Raw genomic sequence first — 16,551 nt, forward strand, 5'->3', positions numbered from 1 at the left:
GGATAGTGCTCGCTTTGATCGTCACCTTCGTTCCCGCCGTAACTCTCTGGCTGCCGGCGATGATGGGATATTGAAGTTATTGTCTTTGCACACTCTATGTTACAAAAAATATAGTGAAAAACAAAAACGCTAGGAGGGAAATTGTAATGAAAAAAGGAAAAGGTCTATTCATTATCGCGCAGATGTTGGTTGTTATCCTGTTGTTTGTCTCGTGTGCCGCGGCGGCTCCCGCGAAACCGGAATACGAATGGAAATACGGAGAGGCTTTGGGGCCCAAACATCCGCTGACGATCGGCGCCCGGGCCTTCGCGGACAAGCTTGGCGAACTGACGAACGGACGTGTGAAACTGACGGTTTATGACAGCGGCTCGCTAGGTACGATCCAGGAACTGATCGAAGGCGTCGACATCGGCTCCATTGAGTTCATAGATGTGTCTATGGCGCCACTCTCCACTTTCTCGTCAAAATTTTACGCCTTCAATCTGCCCTATCTATTCAACAATGTAGACGTCGCCTATGCTTTCGAGGATGGGCCGATGGGGCAGGAGCTTAAGGGGCCGGTCGGCAAAAGCGGCATAAGCGTCATTGGTTTCATGGAAAACGGGATGCGCTCTCTTACCAGCAATGTGCGCATAGTAGAGCCAAAGGATGTTGTCGGCCGAAAGATCAGGACAATGTCAAACAAGGTCCACATGACGGCCTTCGAGAAGGCGGGCGCCTCCGCGGTGCCGATGGTCTTCAGTGAACTCTTTACGGCTCTTCAGCAGAATGTTATCGACGGACAGGAAAATCCGCTGCTGAACATTCAGGATATGAGTTTCTACGAAGTTCAGAAGTATCTGACGCTGACGGAACATTTCTACGACATCACGGTTTTCTGTGTAAATACGAAACTTTACAACTCCGTGCCCGCGGACATCCGTGCCGCGATTGACGAGGCTGCCACCTACATGACGGAGGTCCACCGCCGGGAGTGCATAAAACAAAACGATAATGTCCTGGATTTCTTCAAACAGAAAAGCAAGATGGAAATCATACGTTTGACCCCGGAACAGAAAGCGGCCTGGAAAAAGGCGATGATGCCGACATACGACATCTATAGAAAAGAGATCGGCGCCGAATACCTGGATAAAGTTATCGCCGAGGTCGCCCGTCTGCAGGCGCAATATGACGCCGGCAAGCTTGACACCTCCCGCTGGAGGTAAGGCGCGGACGCTGTTTGAAGGACGACACGCCTGACGGCGGCGGGCATATCAAAGCGGTTGTCCCGTGCTGAGAGGGCGGCTGATGCGGGATACTCTCTGATTCCGCGGAGAGTATCTCCATCTTACAAAAACATGCTGGAAAGCGAGGTATAGAGATGTCTCAGACTGTTACACAGAAAAAGACGGGCGGTGCGCTGGGGCTTGATATCCGTTCCGGAAAAGTGGCGAAAACAGGAAGTACAAAACGTATACAAGAATTGAACGGGCTCCTGCACGCTACCCGTCCGAGCATTGATATACAGCGCGCCAGAGCGTTTACAAAGGTCTATCGGGAGACTGAGGGGGAGCCGGAGCTGCTTCGCCGGTATAAGGCCAGCGCGGAGATGTACCGGTCCTTCAAACCGGTCATTTATGACCATGAACGGCTGGCCGGCTGGGCGGCGGGCAAAATCAGGGGCGCCCAGATTTGCCTCGACACCCACGCGCATTGGATCGGCGACGATCTGGACGCGCTGGAGACCCGCATGTACGACCCGTTCGTAGTGCCTGACGAATATAAGAAAGAGCTGAAAGAGGTACATATTCCTTATTGGAAGGATAAAACCATAACGGCGCTGCTCATAAAACAGCTGCCCATCGACCCCGACCTCGTCATCGGCGGCGTTGTCGGGGAGGTGGATATCGCAAATTACCTCAATAACTGCGGCTCTCATTTCATCGCTGATTTTCCGACACTGATGGAAAAGGGTGTTCGATATTACTATGAGACCGCCCAGGAACAGCTGAACAAATTGGATCTGAACGTCCCCGAATCCCTGGATAAACGTCTGTTCTACATAGGCATATCCGAAGTCTGCCTGGCGATAAAGCAATTTGCGGAAAATTACGTCGCCGCCGCGTCGGAGAAAGCGCGCAGAGAGACAGATCCGGTCCGCAAGCAGGAGCTGCTTGATATGGAAAAGGTTATGAGGCAGGTTCCCTGGAATCCCCCGCGTAACTTCTACGAGGCGATAGAAATGGCCTGGCTGGTCGTCATGTTCCAGTTTATGGAGGGGGCCGGTCCCTCCGCTACACACGGCCGCTTTGACCAGTATATGTATCCTTTTTACCGGCAGGGAATCGCCGACGGGACGCTCACTCCCGAACTGGCCATGGAGTTTATCGAGGAGCTGTATATCAAATGCACGTCGAACCCGTGGTTTGTCTCGACGCCCAGATCGCATATCGTCGGCGGTTACTATCGTTACGCCCATGTGGATGTCGGCGGCCTTGACAAACACGGACATGACGCGACGAACGAACTATCCTACCTCTGTCTGCGGGCCATGCGCTATGTCAAAACGAACGCGCCGACCGTCAGCATCCTTCTGCACCAGAAAACGCCGGACTCCCTGCTTTATGAGGCCTGCGCTCTCGCCGCGGAGGGTATGGGGCATCCGTCGTTTTTTAACTGCGAGACCCTGTATGACATGCTGGAGGGCCGCGCCGCCGGACTGCACGGGAAAAGCCCCTACACCAGAAGGCAGATACTTGAATACGGCGGCCCGATCGGGTACGTCGAAGTCGGCCTTGCGGGACATCAGTTCGGCCACACGGAGGCGGGGAACGTCAACATCCCCGAGTGCTGTAACCTGGTTTTGTTCAACGGCGAGAAAAACGGCAAGCTTATAAGCATCCGCACGGGAGACCCCACGCAGCTCAAAACCTTTGAGGAATTTCTCGCGGCGGTCAAGGCGCAGATAGCGCACACGATCGATATCTGCCACATCGGCCTGACAGTCGGCGAGAAGATCATCGCGGAACGCTTTGCCCTTCCGACCTTCACCATGTTCTGCCGTGACGCGGTTTTGCGGGGCAAAGACGTCACTCAGGGGGGGCTTACTGCAATATCGGCCCCTCAATACAGATAATGGGGCTGGGTACGCTGATCGATTCTCTGGCCGCGGTCAAGAAGGTCGTATATGAGGATAAAGAGGCGACGATCGCGGATATTCGGGCCGCGATAGAGGCAGATTTCGCGGGATACGAGGAATTGCGCGCCAAACTCAGGAAGGCCCCGAAGTACGGCAATAACGACGACTATGCCGACAGCATCGGGATTGACCTGTGGGAATTCTGCGCAGATGAGGTCCGCTCCCATAAAACATATCTGGGGCATTATGCGGACCCGGGAATCAAGACGGTACAGGCCAACGTCGGATACGGCGAGTCTACCCGCGCGACGCCGGACGGCCGCCTCGCCGGTTCTCCCTTTTCCGATACGATGTCCGCCTCTCAGCAGGCCGACATCCACGGCCCGGTGGCTGCCGCGATGAGCTATGGAAAGTTTGATTTTTCCCTCTTCACAAACGGTACGCTTCTGAACATGTGGGTGAACCGCGGCGAGCTGATCGAGGAAGATCTTGAACGGGACGAGAGGGCGGAGAGCGTTCCCCCCTTCGGTATGCCCGCCGTCAATACGCCGGAGGGGACCTATGTCGAACCCGTTTATAAACCGGCTGGCATGAGAAACCTTGCGAACCTGGTCCGTACGATGCTCAACGACATGGGCATCTACCATGTGCAGTTCAATACGGTGAATAAGAAAACGCTGTTGGAGGCGCAGAAAAATCCGGAAAAATATCCGACGCTGATCGTGCGGGTGGCGGGATACAGCGCCTATTGGACCGACCTAGGAGTAAAGACGCAGAACGATATCATCAACCGTACCGAACATAATTTTTAAAGACCGGCCATTTTTGTCAAATGCCGGGCGTCTGAGAAGGGCCGTACATTATTATCCGGGAAGGGAGGAAACCTCATGGCAAACAACAGGGCGGAGAAAACGGCGATTATTTACGATATCGAGGGTTATCGCAACGAAGACGGCCCCGGAATGAGGACCATGGTTTTCTTTAAAGGCTGCCCGTTGAGATGTATGTGGTGCAGCAATCCCTTTGGCCTGAGTATGGAGCCGCAGCTTATTTTCAATCAGAATAAATGCGGCGGCTGCGGAAGGTGCCTTGACCTCTGTCCGGCTTCGGCGAACAGTCTTGAAGAGGGCGGGATACGGATGGATTTTGCGCGCTGTACCGGCTGCGGAAAATGTATCGCTCCCTGCGTAACGGACGCGAGGAGAATATCAGGAGAACAATATACGGTCTCGGAGTTGTTCAAAGAGGTTCAAAAACATGCGCTGTTCTTTCGCAGGAACAGCGGCGGAGTTTCGCTGTCGGGAGGGGAGGTGCTGCTGCAGAGTGAATTCGCCTCGGATTTTCTGCGGGTCTGCCGCGCGAATTATCTCCACACCACGATAGAGACGTCAGGATATGCGGAATGGGAAAAATTTGAAAGTGTGGCACGGTACTGCGACCTCGTTTTTTTTGATTTAAAGATCTTTGACGCCGGCGTCCATAAAAAATACACCGGCGTGGACAATAAAATAATACTTCAAAATATGGAGAAGCTATGTTCCCTTGCGAAGGCGAAGGGCAGCCCCAACGTTATTATTCGCCGGCTGATAATAGAGGGCGTTACGGCCGAGGAGGATATCATCCAGGCGGCGAAGTTTGTCAACGAACTGCCTGTCCATCCGGAAATCAACCTGCTCCCCTTTCACAATTTCGGCGCGGCAAAGTATGCCATGTGCGGGCGGGAGTATCAGATGGAAGAAAAGGCGCTGATGGGTGTCAATGACGCGCTGATGCGGCGCGCGCGGGAATTGACGGTACGGAATGCGCCGAATTGCCGCGTCAGCGTCGGCGGCGGAAATATCGAAGGCGCCGCCCTCTGATAGGCGCGGCAAAACATTTTACAGGGAATTCAGTCTTTCCCTTTCCTTAACAGGCAGCGCCCCGAACAAAACATGCAGGCGGAAAAGGCGGCCGCCGCTGAATACGCACAAGGTTTAAAAAGTCCAAATAAAGGAAGTGACGGCCCGACGGCTCTTATGCCGAGCCGACGAAGAGGTAACTTTAAGGCGGCACACGAAGGTTATTGACTTATGGATGTCTATTCCAAGGAGGCGTGATAGAGATGGTTTTAGGATATATAGGTTTTGGCGAAGCCGCGTTTGAGATGAGCACGGGGCTAAGGGGCGAAGGGCTCAAGGATATTGTCGCGTTTGACAATATGATAGAACATCCGGTCTTCGGCCCGCAAATTAAAAACCGCGCCGGGCTGTCGGCGGTCAAACTTCTTCCTTCGGCCTCGGAGGTCATCGCCGCGAGCGACCTGGTTATGGTAGCGGTCCCGGCGAGCGTCACGCTGCGCACCTGCGAGACGATCGCGGAATATTTCCGTCCTGAACAGCTTTACGTCGACCTCACGGCGGCCTCCCCCGCTATCAAAAAGGCCGCGGCGCTGCTGGCCGGTAAATATGGCGCCGATTTTGTTGATGCCGCGATGATGGGGGTATTGCCCAAATTCAAACACAAAGTTCCCATCCTGGCGTCGGGAGCGGGAGCCGCTCGTTTCTTTGAAACGATGTCTCCCTATGGGATGAAAATCGAGATCGTCGGCGACGAGCCGGGCGCGGCCTCGGGAATTAAACTGGTGCGCAGCTTATGTATGAAGGGTATGGCGGCCGTAGTGATGGAGACGCTGGAGGCGGCCGTCACACTAGGCATCGCGGACCGGGTAGTTCCGGGCATCTGCAAAACTTTAGAGGAATGCACCTTCGAGCAGACGCTGGACCGCCTCTCCGTCGGCACCGCGCTGCATGCAGCAAGGCGCACCGCGGAACTTTCCGGCTGCATGGAAATGCTCCGTGACGCGGGCATAGACAGCACAGTCGCGGAAGCCGCCTCTAAAAAACACGACCTGATCGCCAAACTTAATCTTAAAGAGCATTTCGCGGAAAAGCCGCCTCACGCTTGGCCGGAGGTAATTGAGGCCGTCGTAAATTCAAATAGCGGGAAATAACTGATCGGAGAGCCAGGCTCTTACAGGCAAAGCGGCTGAAGCCCTCACGGGATTATTGATACACGCCGCAATAGACAAATTGCATCAGGAAAGGGAGGCTGCGTTATGAAGCCGAATACAAAAATACCGTGCGTTTTCATGCGGGGCGGAACGAGCAAGGCGCTGTTCTTTCATGAAAAAGACTTGCCGGAAGACGAAAGCCTGCGCGACAAGATAATATTGAGCGCGCTGGGCAGCCCAGACGTCCGCCAAATTGACGGCATGGGCGGCGGGACGACGACGACAAGCAAAGTCGCCATAATAAAGAAAAGCTCCCGGGAAGGGGTGGACATAGACTACACTTTCCGTCAGGTGAGCCCCGAAAGCTCCATCGTAGGCAAGACGATGAACTGCGGGAATATATCTTCGGCCGTGGGCCCCTTTGCCATTGATGAAGGACTTGTGGAGGCGGTGGAGCCCGTTACAAGCGTCCGGGTCTTCAACACGAACACCAATAAGCTTATGGTCCTGCACGTTCCCGTCGGGAACGGACGCGCTTTGACGGAGGGAAATTTTGAGATAGACGGCGTTCCGGGTACCGGCGCTAAGATACAGATAGAATTCAGCAATCCTCAGGGAGCGGTGTCGGGCAGGCTGCTGCCCACCGGCAGCCCGCTTGATACGATCGTCATCGACGGAAAGGCCTATGAATACTCACTTTTGGACGTAGGCAACCCCACCGTATTTGTGCGCGCCGAGCAGTTCGGCCTCAGCGGGCTCGAGCTTCCGGCTGAATTTGAGGCGCTGCCCAACAGCGGCGAAATATGCAGGCTTCTTGAGATAATCCGCGGCACATGCGCCATTTCACTGGGCCTCGCGAGCGACCTTGAAGATGCGGCGGTCAACAGCCAAACGCTGCCGAAAATCTCCCTCTGTACGACGTCGAAGGACTATACCGCGGGCGACGGCCGCCTCATCAAAAAAGAGAGCGTTGACTATGTAGGACGGATGTTCTCCCTGGGTATGAAAATGATTCAGGCGCACATGGCCTTACCGGGAATTTGCGCGCTGGTGGCGGCCAATCTTCCCGGCTCCGTGATCAACAGGCTGCTGCACGAGGGTTCATGCGGCGGGACAAAATTCGAGAGCCTACGTATAGGCCACCCCTTTGGCATCATGGAGGTCGACGGACGTTTGGCGGAAAACGCCGAAGGCGGATACGACGTCACCTGCGGGATGATCGGCCGTACCGCCAGATGCCTGATGGAAGGTTTCGTATATGTACGGGAAGGGTAGGTAATACAAAGATGAGAGAATATAAACTTTATATCAACGGCGAGTGGATAGAGACAGAGACCGGTAAAATCGTCGACGATCTGAACCCGGCGGACGGTTCGTTGTTCGCGCGCGTTCACACGGCGGGTAAAAAAGAGGTCGAAGCCGCGCTGGCGGCGGCGGATGGCGCGTTTGCGGGATGGTCCTCGCTCCTTGCGAGCCAGAGAGAGAAGATACTGCTGAAAGCCGCCGATAATATCGAGGCGCTGCGGGAAGAGGCGATCGAGATACTGATCGAAGAGGCGGGCTCCACCTTCATGAAGGCAAACGGAGAGGTCACCGCCTCCGCGAACACACTCCGCGTCGCGGCGGGAGAATGCCGCCGGGCCGAAGGAGAGGTCCTTCAGCCGACCTCTAACGGGCAGCTTTCCCTCGCGGTGCGCGTACCGCTAGGCGTAGTCGCGGCGATCGCGCCGTTCAATTTCCCGATCAACATCACTATGAAAAAAATCGCTTATGCGCTGGCCATTGGAAATACCATAGTCCTGAAACCCGCCTCTTACACCCCCGCGACGGGTTATCTCGTCGCCAAGGCCTTTGAGATGGCCGGACTGCCGGCCGGCGTGCTGAACGTCATTCCGGGGCCGGGCGGCATCGTCGGCGATATCCTGGTAGAGGACCCCCGCGTCAAATGCGTGACCTTTACCGGCTCCAGCCCCGTAGGACGCGGCATCGCGGCAAAGGCCGCCAAGAATCTGAAAAAATACGCGCTGGAGTTGGGTGGCAAGAACCCTCTGATCGTACTGAAAGATTTCGACGCGGCTAAGGCCGCCGAACTGGCCGCTTACGGATCCTTCTACAATCAGGGACAGACCTGCATAGCCACCTCGCGTATCATTGTGGAGGAGCCTCTGTACGATGCTGTTTGTGAACAAATGCTCAAACAGGCGAAAAACTTCAAGGTTGGCGACCCGCACGAGAAAGATACGCTCGTCGGTCCGCTGATCGATCCCTCCCAGTGTGATTTCATTGACGGGCAGATCAGAGACGCCCTCTCTAAAGGCGCCAAAGTCCTCTGCGGCGGCACGCACGAAGGCTCCTTCTTCCAGCCCACCATTCTCGCGGATGTGACGCCGGAGATGGATATCTTCTATCAGGAAAGTTTCGGCCCTGTCGTCTCCATTTTCCGCGCGAAGGACCCGGCGCACGCCCTGGAGCTGGTGAACGATAACGAGTACGGCCTTTCGTCGAGCATACTGACCAACGATTTGAATCTTGCCATTCAGCTGAGCCTCAAGATGCAGGCCGGGATGGTCCACGTCAACGATTCGACGGTCGTCAGCACAAGCGGCACCGCTCCGTCGGGAGGCGTAAAGATGAGCGGCTTCGCCAAGGAGAGCGGAAAGTTTTCCGTGGACGTGTACTCGGAGCTTAAATGGGTGACGCTCCAATATGCGGATAAAAAAAGATAATATAAATACAGGTCCGTCGCGGAAGCCGCCCCGTGAGGGGAAATAAGCGGTATAAATCAGCTTTTGGCGGCGTCCGCGGCAGGACCGGCGAGGCGGTAAAATTTCTAATGCCGCGCATGATGCTTTTCTAAAAATAGAGCAGCCTTTACCCTACAATGTGTTTGGAGGTATCAGTTTGAAAACTTTGACTGAAAAAATATTTGCCCGTGCTTTGAAACGAGACACGGTTAAGGCAAACGACATCGTCAACGTTCCCGTAGATCGTCTGCTTATCAACGATTTTGTCGGCGCGATCGTTTTCCGCCATTTTGAATCGCTGGGCGCGGAGGCGGTGGTAAATCCGGACAACATATTGCTCGGCATAGACCACCGCATCCCTCCGGCGGAGATAAAGTTCGCCGACAGCCTTAAATTCTGCCGGGATAAGTGCAGACAGTACCACATCGAACGTTTTGCGGAGATCGGACGGCACGGCATCGGACATCAGCTGATGGTCGAAGATTTTGTCCTGCCGGGAGAGGTGGCTCTGGGGACGGATTCGCATTCCACCATGTACGGCGGCATCGGCGCATTCGCGACCGGCATTACCTCCTCCGACGCGGCTATCATTATGGCTACCGGGGAAATATGGCTGCAGGTCCCGGCATCGATCCGTGTAAATGTACGCGGTCAATTAAATAAGGGCGTAACGGCCAAAGATCTTTCTCTTAAAGTCCTTACGCTGGCGCCTCTCCACACGTTTATCTATAAGGCGATAGAGCTTGGCGGAGAGGGCATCGAGGCGCTTAGCATCTCCGGCCGTTTGGCCGCCGCCAACATGCTGGCGGAAACCGGCGCGAAGAATATTATCATGGCCGCGGATGAAAAGACGGCGGCGTTTATCGGAAAACCATCCGGCGAGCTGCGGATGGACAGGCCGGACGCGGATGCGCAGTATGAAACGACATATGAGGTTGATGCCTCGGAGCTGCCGCCGCTGCTCTCCTATCCGCATACGCCTGAAAACGTAAAACCAATCGGCGAGGGGGCGGAGGGACTGCCGATCCACCAGGCCTTCATCGGCTCCTGCGCTAACGGACGTATTGAAGATCTCGAACAGGCGCTTGAAATTTTACGCGGCCGCAAAGTGCATAAAGACGTCAGGCTGATCGTAGTGCCGGCCAGCCAGAAGGTTATGCTGGAGGCTACGCGCCGCGGCCTTGTGGAAGAACTTCTTGTCGCCGGGGCGGCGATAATGACCCCGAGCTGCGCCTCCTGCGCCGGCTCCGGCCCCGGGCTCATCGGCGCGGGGGAACGCTGTATCAGCACGACGAACCGTAACTTCAAAGGGAGAATGGGCAACACGGAATCCGAGGTCTTTCTCGGCTCCGCCTATGCGGTTGCCGCCGCGGCCGTTTGTGGTTATATCACCGATCCCAGGCAATTCCTTTAAGGGGGGAAGATAACCGTGAAAGAGATTATAACCGGCACCGTGTGGACATGCGGTGACAATGTTTCGACATATCATATCATCGGGAAAAAACGGTGGACCTTGACGGGCGTCGACCAGGAAGAACTGGGGAAATGGGCCTTTGAAGGCGCCGTCAAAGAGATTGAAGACGTCCCGTTCGGTTTTCGTGACCTCGGATATACCATCATCGTGGCGGGACATGATTTTTGCGGCGGCGGCAAAAGCATAGAACATCCTATCGCGGCGATGCAGGGCGCGGGCGTGCAGCTGATACTGGCGGAATCTTTCTCCCGTTACGGGTTTCGAAACGCTATCAACAGGGCGCTGCCGGCCATTACCTGTCCTGGGATCGGCAAAGTTTTCAAAACGGGAGACCGCTTGGAGGCCAATCTGCTGACAGGTGAGATCAGCAACCTCACGACCGGCGGACGAATCTCGGGCATCCCGCTTTCAGACTATATCCTCAAGTTGATCTCCGCCGGCGGCCTGCTTCAGTATTATCGCAACATCCTGCGTCAAAAATAGCTTAAACCGGCGCTCTCCGAAGCGGCGGGAGGGCCTCGCGGTGCGGTATCGGAAAAGGTATCATAATATCTTGCGGCAGGAGGGGCGGCCGGGGCCTTCCCCTCCTGCCGCTCCTCCGCTGTAAATCAGAAAAAACCGGTTTAGAGCGGTTTAATAATTTTGAAGCGGCAACGGCCATCAGGGGAGCTGTTTCCCCGGGGCCGGCAGACGATTTTCATTATGGAATTATCCTTACGCGCTACTGTATATAATAGTCGGACTTGCTCAGGATGTCGTTGGCAATGTCCAGACGTGGCTTAATGATCGAAGCGTACCTTACTGACGCTACGTTGATCAGGCAGTCGACGAGCATCATCGCGGAAAGCGGTGAATTATGAAATCCCAAGCTGCTGCATAAACAGGGCAGGGTGATGTCCGAGTATTCGGCAAACGGCGAGGTGAAGCTGTCGGTTACCATTACCACCTTGGCCTGCGCCTGGTGCGCCAACTTGACAAACTGCAGCAGCCTATTGGCGTAGCGGGGAAAGCTGATCGCAAAGACAAGATCCGTCGGCCCGAGGCAGGGGATAATTGTCGACCAGACGGGAAGATTGTCGGCGTGTATTATCTGGCAGTTACCAAACATGCGGGACAAAAAGCTGTACATATACTGCGCGACCATTATCCCGCCTCTGGCGGTCGTTATATAGATCATGGGGGCGGAAACTATTTCCGCGACCACATTGTCGAGGGTCTCTTGGGGTATCAGTTCGAAGGTGTTCTGTATGTTATTCAGCTGTTTGTCGTAGCATCTGCCCCACAAATCGGAGAGGTCGAGATCTTTGAGATTCACTTCAAGACGTGTCTTTGGGTTTACCTTGTTTCTCAGCACCTCTTGCAATGCCCTCTGGAAATCCATATATCCCTTATAATTCAGGAACGTCATTAAACGCATAATCGTCGTCGTGCTCGTCCCCGCGGCGTTGGCAAGCTGATCAACGGTAAAAAAGGCCGTGTCGAAGGTGTTTTTAAGGATAAAATCCGCGACCTTCTTCTGTGCCGCCGTCATATTGTTTATCCCATTTTTCAGTTTTTCAATGGGTCCATGCATTAAAAGACCTCTCCCCGTCTGGGTGTTAAGCACGAAATACTGCCATCACATCATGCGTATCTTCTACTTTATTAAAAACTTTTTCTTTATAACTTATACCCGAAGTGAACGTTAGTGTCAAGAGAAGTTAGCAATATCACTTTCTGTAAGTTTGCCATATAGAGCATGGAAATTATGATGTTAAAGTAAATGCAGTAAAAAGTCTTAGAAGTGAAAGATTGGAAGCTTTTATCCCGCCGCCTTTGCGGCGCGCGTCAGTCGCGCAGCGCCCGGTGCGGAGAGTTTTTTCTTGAATAGAGGCTATGCGTGCAGCGGATCATGTAATAGACCACCGCGGCGGAGACCAGCAGTTCGGTGATGGGCATCGCGAGCCAGAGGGCCCGGGCTCCCGCGGCGGCGGGCAGAAAGAGGATCAGCAAACCGCTGACGAGCATACCGCGCGAGACGGAGACGAAGAAAGATATCTCCGGCCGCATCAGGGACTGGAAGTAATAGGTGGAGAAGATGTTCAGCGGCAGCAGCAGGAACGAAAGGCCGTAGCAGCGGATGATGAAGGGCGCTATAGAGAGCACCCTCTCCGTCGGGGCCATGAAGATACGGATGAATCCGTTGGGAAAGGCCAGCGCCGCGGTGGTCCAGGCGAGGCTGAAAAAGGCCGCCGTCGCGAGGGCGTACCGCAGCGTGGCCCTGATGCGCCCCCACCTTCCCGCGCCGAAATTTATCGAGATTATCGGCTGCGACGCCTGTCCGATGCTGTAGGCGCAGCACTGGACGACCGTGCTGATGTTGACGATCACGCCGTAGACGGCCAGCGCCTCCGTGCCGGAGTAGCGCATGATCTGGCGGTTGAAAAGCACCGTCAGTATCCCCATCGCGATATCGATGAAGAAGGTTGAAAAGCCGGTGACGGTGATCTTCCTCAGCTTTATGAGCAGGTTTCGCGGCCTCACCAGCCGCAGCGTATTCCTCTTCGAGAAAAAGTGGCCCAGCATCGCCGCGAGGGTGAGCGCAGCCCCGATCGCCGTCGCGAGCCCTGCCCCCATGATGCCCATATCCATGGTAAAGACGAAAAAATAATCCCCCGCGACGTTGAAAAGCCCGCCGAAGAGCACCGCGGCGGTGGCAAGCCCCGGGCTGCCGTCGTTGCGCAGGAAGGCGGCCAGCATCTGGTTGAAGATGAATACCGGCACGGCGAACTTCACCGGCCACAGGTACTGCCGCGCAAGCGGCAAAAGCGTCTCGTCCGCGCCGAAGAGCAGGAGCATCCGCCTATCGAAAAAAACGATAGCCGCCCAGCTGAGGGCGGAGAAAATCACCGTTCCGATAAATGCCGCCAAGAAATAATCGTTCGCGCCGCTCTCACCCGCGCCGCCCCGTCCCCTGGCGACGCTGAACAGCACGCCGCCGCCGATCCCCGCGAGCAGCCCGAGGCTGTAGATGATATTCCAGACGGGCGCGACGACGGCTAGCGCCGCCGTGCCGTCGGGCCCCTGGTACTGGCCGACGATCGCCATGTCCACGATGCCGTAAATCGAGCTGATCATCGCACTGCCGAAGGCCGCTCCGAGATATCTGAAATATATGGCGCTGATCCTGCCGCGCAGTAAATCCATCATAATCCTCCTCAAAAATAAAGAGCCGGATAAGAGAACAGGCGTCTCAGCCTGTCACCTTATCCGGCTCGTCATTTCCAATGAATGATTCGCCCTCCGAGTGAGCATTGAAGTTTATAACATCAAAGGACGGAAATATCAAGCGCCGGATTCTCGGGGGTATTAAAACGGCAGGGTGAGGGTGAGGAGGGTTTTGCCTACGTAAAAGGACTTTGGTAAATCCCGCCTAAATCTTAATGATTTTCTAATAATTCCCCGATATACTTATATCAATGATATTTTTAAGATATGCCAAGGAGGAAACGGATATGAAAAAAATCATCAGTTTAGCCGTGATCGCGGCGGTTGCGCTCTCTCTGGGGATGGCGGCGGTCTCGGCGGATGCCGCGAAGCTGATCGGCGAGGCGCGGGCGAAGGAGATAGCGCTGAAGCATGCCGGCGTAGCGCCGCAGCAGGCCCAGTTTACAAAGATGAAGCTCGACAGGAAGTACAGCCACACGGAGTATGAGCTGAAATTCTATGTCGGCGGCACGGAGTATGAGTACGAGATAAATGCGGAGACGGGCGAGGTGCTCAAATTCTCGCGTGAGGTGAAGAATCACGGCGCGCCGCAGAACGCGGGAAACGCGGGGCTGATCGGCGAGGCGAAGGCCAGAGGCATCGCCCTGTCGCGGGTACCCGGCGCGAAGGAGAGCGACATCCGAAAGTTCAAGCTCGACCATGACGACGGCAGACAGGTCTACGAGGGCGAGATTTTTTACAATATGAGAGAGTATGAGTTCAAGATCGACGCCAAGAGCGGCGAAGTGGTCAAGTGGGAGATCGACGGTTAGAGGATTTTCCGAAGGGAGGAGCGGCGACCGCTCCTCCCGATCCTCTTTGCCGTAAAAGGACGGCTTTTTATGAAGATACTTGTCGCGGAGGACGAACGAGATCTGAACCGCCTGATCGCCAAGTCTCTCGAAGAGGCGGGGCATTGTGTGGACCGCTGCTGGGACGGCGGCGAAGCGCTGGATTTTATCCGTGCCTCGGAATATGACGCGGTCGTGCTCGACGTGATGATGCCCGTAATGAGCGGCCACGAGGTCGTCAGCCGGATGCGCGCGGAGGGCAGCGCCGTGCCGGTGCTCTTTCTGACTGCCCTTGACGGCGTCGACGACCGGGTCAAAGGGCTTGACCTCGGGGCAGATGATTATTTGATAAAACCCTTTACTTTTCCCGAGCTGCTGGCACGCCTGCGGGCGATCACGCGCAAGTACGCGGAGACGAAGAGCACGCTGCTGAGGGTTGGCGGGCTGGTTCTTGATACGGCTTCGCATCGGGTGTCGCGTGACGGCAGGGAGCTCTCCCTCTCGGCGAAGGAGTTCGCCGTTCTTGAGTTTATGATGAGAAACAGCGGCGTGGTGCTCTCGCGCGAGCGTATCGAAAATAATGTCTGGAGCTATGATTACGACGGCGGCTCGAATGTCGTTGACGTCTATATAAGCTATCTGCGGAAAAAGATCGACGACGGCTTTGAAAAGAAGCTGCTTCACACGGTGTGGGGTTCCGGCTGGATGCTGAAAGCGCCGGAATGATGAGTCTTTCGGTCAAGGCGCGCGTCACCATATGGTTCACGCTCCTGATGCTGCTGATCACGGCGGCCTCGCTGGGCTTCGTCATCACGGTGGGCGGCTCCATGATGGAGAGTTATTCCCTGACACGCCTCGCGGAGATGGTGAACGACAACGCGGACGAGCTCCGGTACGGTAAAGAGGGCCTCGAGGTTGACGATGATTTCGAGCCGTACGCGGGCGGTGCCTATACCCTGATCTATGACGAAGCGGGCACGCTGCTTTACGGACGCGTGCCCGCTGGCTTTAATCCGCGCGAACCTTTTCTTGAGGGCGAGCCCTACCTAGTCGGCAGCAGCGGCGGAGATTTTTACCTCTACGACCGGCGCGCGGAGGGCGGCAGGCTGTGGCTGCGGGGGGTACTCCCCCTGTCGGCGGCCGGCGGTTTCCCGCTCGTCGCCGCACGGCTCGCCTTTTTTATCCTGCCGCTGCTCGTCCTGCTTGCCGCCGCCGGGGGTTATCTGATCGCCAGACGCGCCTTTCGCCCGATAGATAAGATCGTCGCGGCGGCGGACGCGATCAGCGAAGGACGCGACCTCTCGGCGCGTATCGGCCTGCCGCCGCGTGGCGATGAGATACACCGGATCGCCTCGTCGTTCGATAATATGTTCCGGCGGCTCGAGGCCTCTTTTGAGGCGGAGAAGCAGTTCGCCTCCGACGCCTCCCATGAGCTGCGCACGCCGACGGCGGTCATTCTCGCGCAGTGTGAGTCGCTTGAGAGAGGGGAACGCACGGCGGCGGAATACGCGGAGGGAGTCGCGGCAATCCGGCGGCAGGCGCTCAAGATGTCAAAGCTCATCGGCACGCTGCTTCAGATAACGCGCCTCGAACAGGGGACGGTCAAAGCCTCTTTTGAGCGTGCGGATCTGAGCGAACTTGTCGGCGTCGTCTGCCGCGAGTCCCGGCTCCTCTGGAAGGAGGCCGTGCTGGAGACGGAAATCGAAGAGGGGATATTCGCGGATATCGATGTGGTGCTCATGTCGCGGCTGACCGGCAATCTTCTGGAAAACGCCTTCAAGTACGGCGGCGGATCGGTACGCGTCTCGCTTCGCCGGGAGCCGGAGAGGGCAATACTCTCCGTATCCGACAACGGCGAGGGTATCCCTCCCGCCGAGCTGGAAAAGATCTGGAACCGCTTCTACCGTCTTGAAAAATCACGTTCCGGCGGCGGCCTGGGCCTCGGGCTGGCGCTGGTGCGGCAGATCGCCGACATTCACGGCGTGCGGGTGACGGCGGAGAGCGGCGCGGACGGCACCGTTTTCACGCTGCTGCTGCCGGTAGATTCCCAGGGGTCGGAGTCATTCAAAGCCTAATAGTATCTAAAAGGTAACTACATTACAATATAGTGCTTACTTTACATAGGGAACCAACAGGATTATCTTATAGTCACAGGCCGGTGGAAAGAGGAGCGGCACAAAGACAAAAGA

General features: G+C 55.9%; 13 protein-coding genes and 1 pseudogene. 12 read left to right on the plus strand and 2 right to left on the minus strand.

What is annotated here, in order from left to right; translation table 11 throughout:
- The first annotated feature begins 146 nt into the window (after nt 1-146).
- From LIO98_RS08210 to LIO98_RS08250, 9 genes and pseudogenes are all read left to right on the plus strand, one after another.
- Nucleotides 147-1,205 (plus strand): DctP family TRAP transporter solute-binding subunit, encoded by a 1,059-nt coding sequence (locus LIO98_RS08210; RefSeq protein WP_291955355.1) that lies wholly within the window; start codon nt 147-149, stop codon nt 1,203-1,205.
- Nucleotides 1,206-1,360: 155 nt separating this feature from the next.
- Nucleotides 1,361-3,351, plus strand: a pseudogene (locus LIO98_RS08215) (pyruvate formate lyase family protein); the annotation flags it as partial.
- Between the two features lie 297 nt (nt 3,352-3,648).
- Complete coding sequence (locus LIO98_RS08220; RefSeq protein ID WP_276794403.1) at nt 3,649-3,930, plus strand: glycine radical domain-containing protein; 282 nt, start codon at nt 3,649-3,651, stop codon at nt 3,928-3,930.
- A gap of 75 nt (nt 3,931-4,005) precedes the next feature.
- Nucleotides 4,006-4,977, plus strand: coding sequence for a glycyl-radical enzyme activating protein (locus LIO98_RS08225; protein WP_291955358.1), 972 nt, complete (start codon nt 4,006-4,008; stop codon nt 4,975-4,977).
- A gap of 242 nt (nt 4,978-5,219) precedes the next feature.
- Nucleotides 5,220-6,107, plus strand: a complete 888-nt coding sequence (locus tag LIO98_RS08230) for a DUF1932 domain-containing protein (protein ID WP_291955360.1) — start codon at nt 5,220-5,222, stop codon at nt 6,105-6,107.
- A gap of 105 nt (nt 6,108-6,212) precedes the next feature.
- Nucleotides 6,213-7,382 carry a PrpF domain-containing protein gene (locus LIO98_RS08235; RefSeq protein ID WP_291955364.1) on the plus strand — a complete coding sequence of 390 codons (1,170 nt, stop codon included), beginning with the start codon at nt 6,213-6,215 and terminating at the stop codon, nt 7,380-7,382.
- 11 nt (nt 7,383-7,393) lie between these two features.
- Entirely contained in the window at nt 7,394-8,833 is a 1,440-nt protein-coding gene (locus tag LIO98_RS08240) for an aldehyde dehydrogenase family protein (RefSeq protein ID WP_291955367.1), read from the plus strand.
- 175 nt (nt 8,834-9,008) lie between these two features.
- The gene (locus LIO98_RS08245; protein ID WP_168950317.1) at nt 9,009-10,265 is read left to right on the plus strand and encodes an aconitase/3-isopropylmalate dehydratase large subunit family protein; all 1,257 of its coding nucleotides are present in this window, start codon (nt 9,009-9,011) and stop codon (nt 10,263-10,265) included.
- A gap of 15 nt (nt 10,266-10,280) precedes the next feature.
- Nucleotides 10,281-10,808: a hypothetical protein gene (locus LIO98_RS08250; RefSeq protein WP_066741732.1), complete on the plus strand. Its 528-nt coding sequence runs from the start codon at nt 10,281-10,283 to the stop codon at nt 10,806-10,808.
- A 238-nt stretch (nt 10,809-11,046) separates the two neighbouring features.
- Here LIO98_RS08250 and LIO98_RS08255 read toward each other — a convergent pair whose 3' ends face one another.
- Nucleotides 11,047-11,898 carry a MurR/RpiR family transcriptional regulator gene (locus LIO98_RS08255; protein ID WP_066741733.1) on the minus strand — a complete coding sequence of 284 codons (852 nt, stop codon included), beginning with the start codon at nt 11,896-11,898 and terminating at the stop codon, nt 11,047-11,049.
- Nucleotides 11,899-12,152: 254 nt separating this feature from the next.
- Nucleotides 12,153-13,511 carry an MATE family efflux transporter gene (locus LIO98_RS08260; protein WP_291955378.1) on the minus strand — a complete coding sequence of 453 codons (1,359 nt, stop codon included), beginning with the start codon at nt 13,509-13,511 and terminating at the stop codon, nt 12,153-12,155.
- A 308-nt stretch (nt 13,512-13,819) separates the two neighbouring features.
- On the opposite strand from LIO98_RS08260, the gene LIO98_RS08265 reads away from it, so the two are divergent.
- The 3 genes from LIO98_RS08265 to LIO98_RS08275 all read left to right on the plus strand — a co-directional run bounded on the left by LIO98_RS08265 (nt 13,820) and on the right by LIO98_RS08275 (nt 16,437).
- On the plus strand, nt 13,820-14,344 hold the full coding sequence (locus LIO98_RS08265) for a PepSY domain-containing protein (RefSeq protein ID WP_291955381.1): 525 nt from the start codon (nt 13,820-13,822) through the stop codon (nt 14,342-14,344).
- 69 nt (nt 14,345-14,413) lie between these two features.
- Nucleotides 14,414-15,088, plus strand: a complete 675-nt coding sequence (locus LIO98_RS08270) for a response regulator transcription factor (protein WP_291955384.1) — start codon at nt 14,414-14,416, stop codon at nt 15,086-15,088.
- Entirely contained in the window at nt 15,085-16,437 is a 1,353-nt protein-coding gene (locus LIO98_RS08275; RefSeq protein ID WP_291955387.1) for a HAMP domain-containing sensor histidine kinase, read from the plus strand. The genes LIO98_RS08270 and LIO98_RS08275 overlap by 4 nt, the downstream gene beginning before the upstream one ends.
- Nucleotides 16,438-16,551: the final 114 nt, after the last annotated feature.

The sequence above is a fragment of the Cloacibacillus sp. genome (genome assembly GCF_020860125.1).
Lineage (GTDB): Bacteria > Synergistota > Synergistia > Synergistales > Synergistaceae > Cloacibacillus.

What these genes read in the sequence shown, in the direction of transcription:
- LIO98_RS08210 (WP_291955355.1), top strand. Translation starts at nt 147, where the DNA reads ATGAAAAAAGGAAAAGGTCTATTCATTATCGCGCAGATGTTGGTTGTT.
- LIO98_RS08220 (WP_276794403.1), top strand. Translation starts at nt 3,649, where the DNA reads ATGCCCGCCGTCAATACGCCGGAGGGGACCTATGTCGAACCCGTTTAT.
- LIO98_RS08225 (WP_291955358.1), top strand. Translation starts at nt 4,006, where the DNA reads ATGGCAAACAACAGGGCGGAGAAAACGGCGATTATTTACGATATCGAG.
- LIO98_RS08230 (WP_291955360.1), top strand. Translation starts at nt 5,220, where the DNA reads ATGGTTTTAGGATATATAGGTTTTGGCGAAGCCGCGTTTGAGATGAGC.
- LIO98_RS08235 (WP_291955364.1), top strand. Translation starts at nt 6,213, where the DNA reads ATGAAGCCGAATACAAAAATACCGTGCGTTTTCATGCGGGGCGGAACG.
- LIO98_RS08240 (WP_291955367.1), top strand. Translation starts at nt 7,394, where the DNA reads ATGAGAGAATATAAACTTTATATCAACGGCGAGTGGATAGAGACAGAG.
- LIO98_RS08255 (WP_066741733.1), bottom strand. Translation starts at nt 11,898, where the DNA reads ATGCATGGACCCATTGAAAAACTGAAAAATGGGATAAACAATATGACG.
- LIO98_RS08260 (WP_291955378.1), bottom strand. Translation starts at nt 13,511, where the DNA reads ATGGATTTACTGCGCGGCAGGATCAGCGCCATATATTTCAGATATCTC.
- LIO98_RS08265 (WP_291955381.1), top strand. Translation starts at nt 13,820, where the DNA reads ATGAAAAAAATCATCAGTTTAGCCGTGATCGCGGCGGTTGCGCTCTCT.
- LIO98_RS08270 (WP_291955384.1), top strand. Translation starts at nt 14,414, where the DNA reads ATGAAGATACTTGTCGCGGAGGACGAACGAGATCTGAACCGCCTGATC.
- LIO98_RS08275 (WP_291955387.1), top strand. Translation starts at nt 15,085, where the DNA reads ATGATGAGTCTTTCGGTCAAGGCGCGCGTCACCATATGGTTCACGCTC.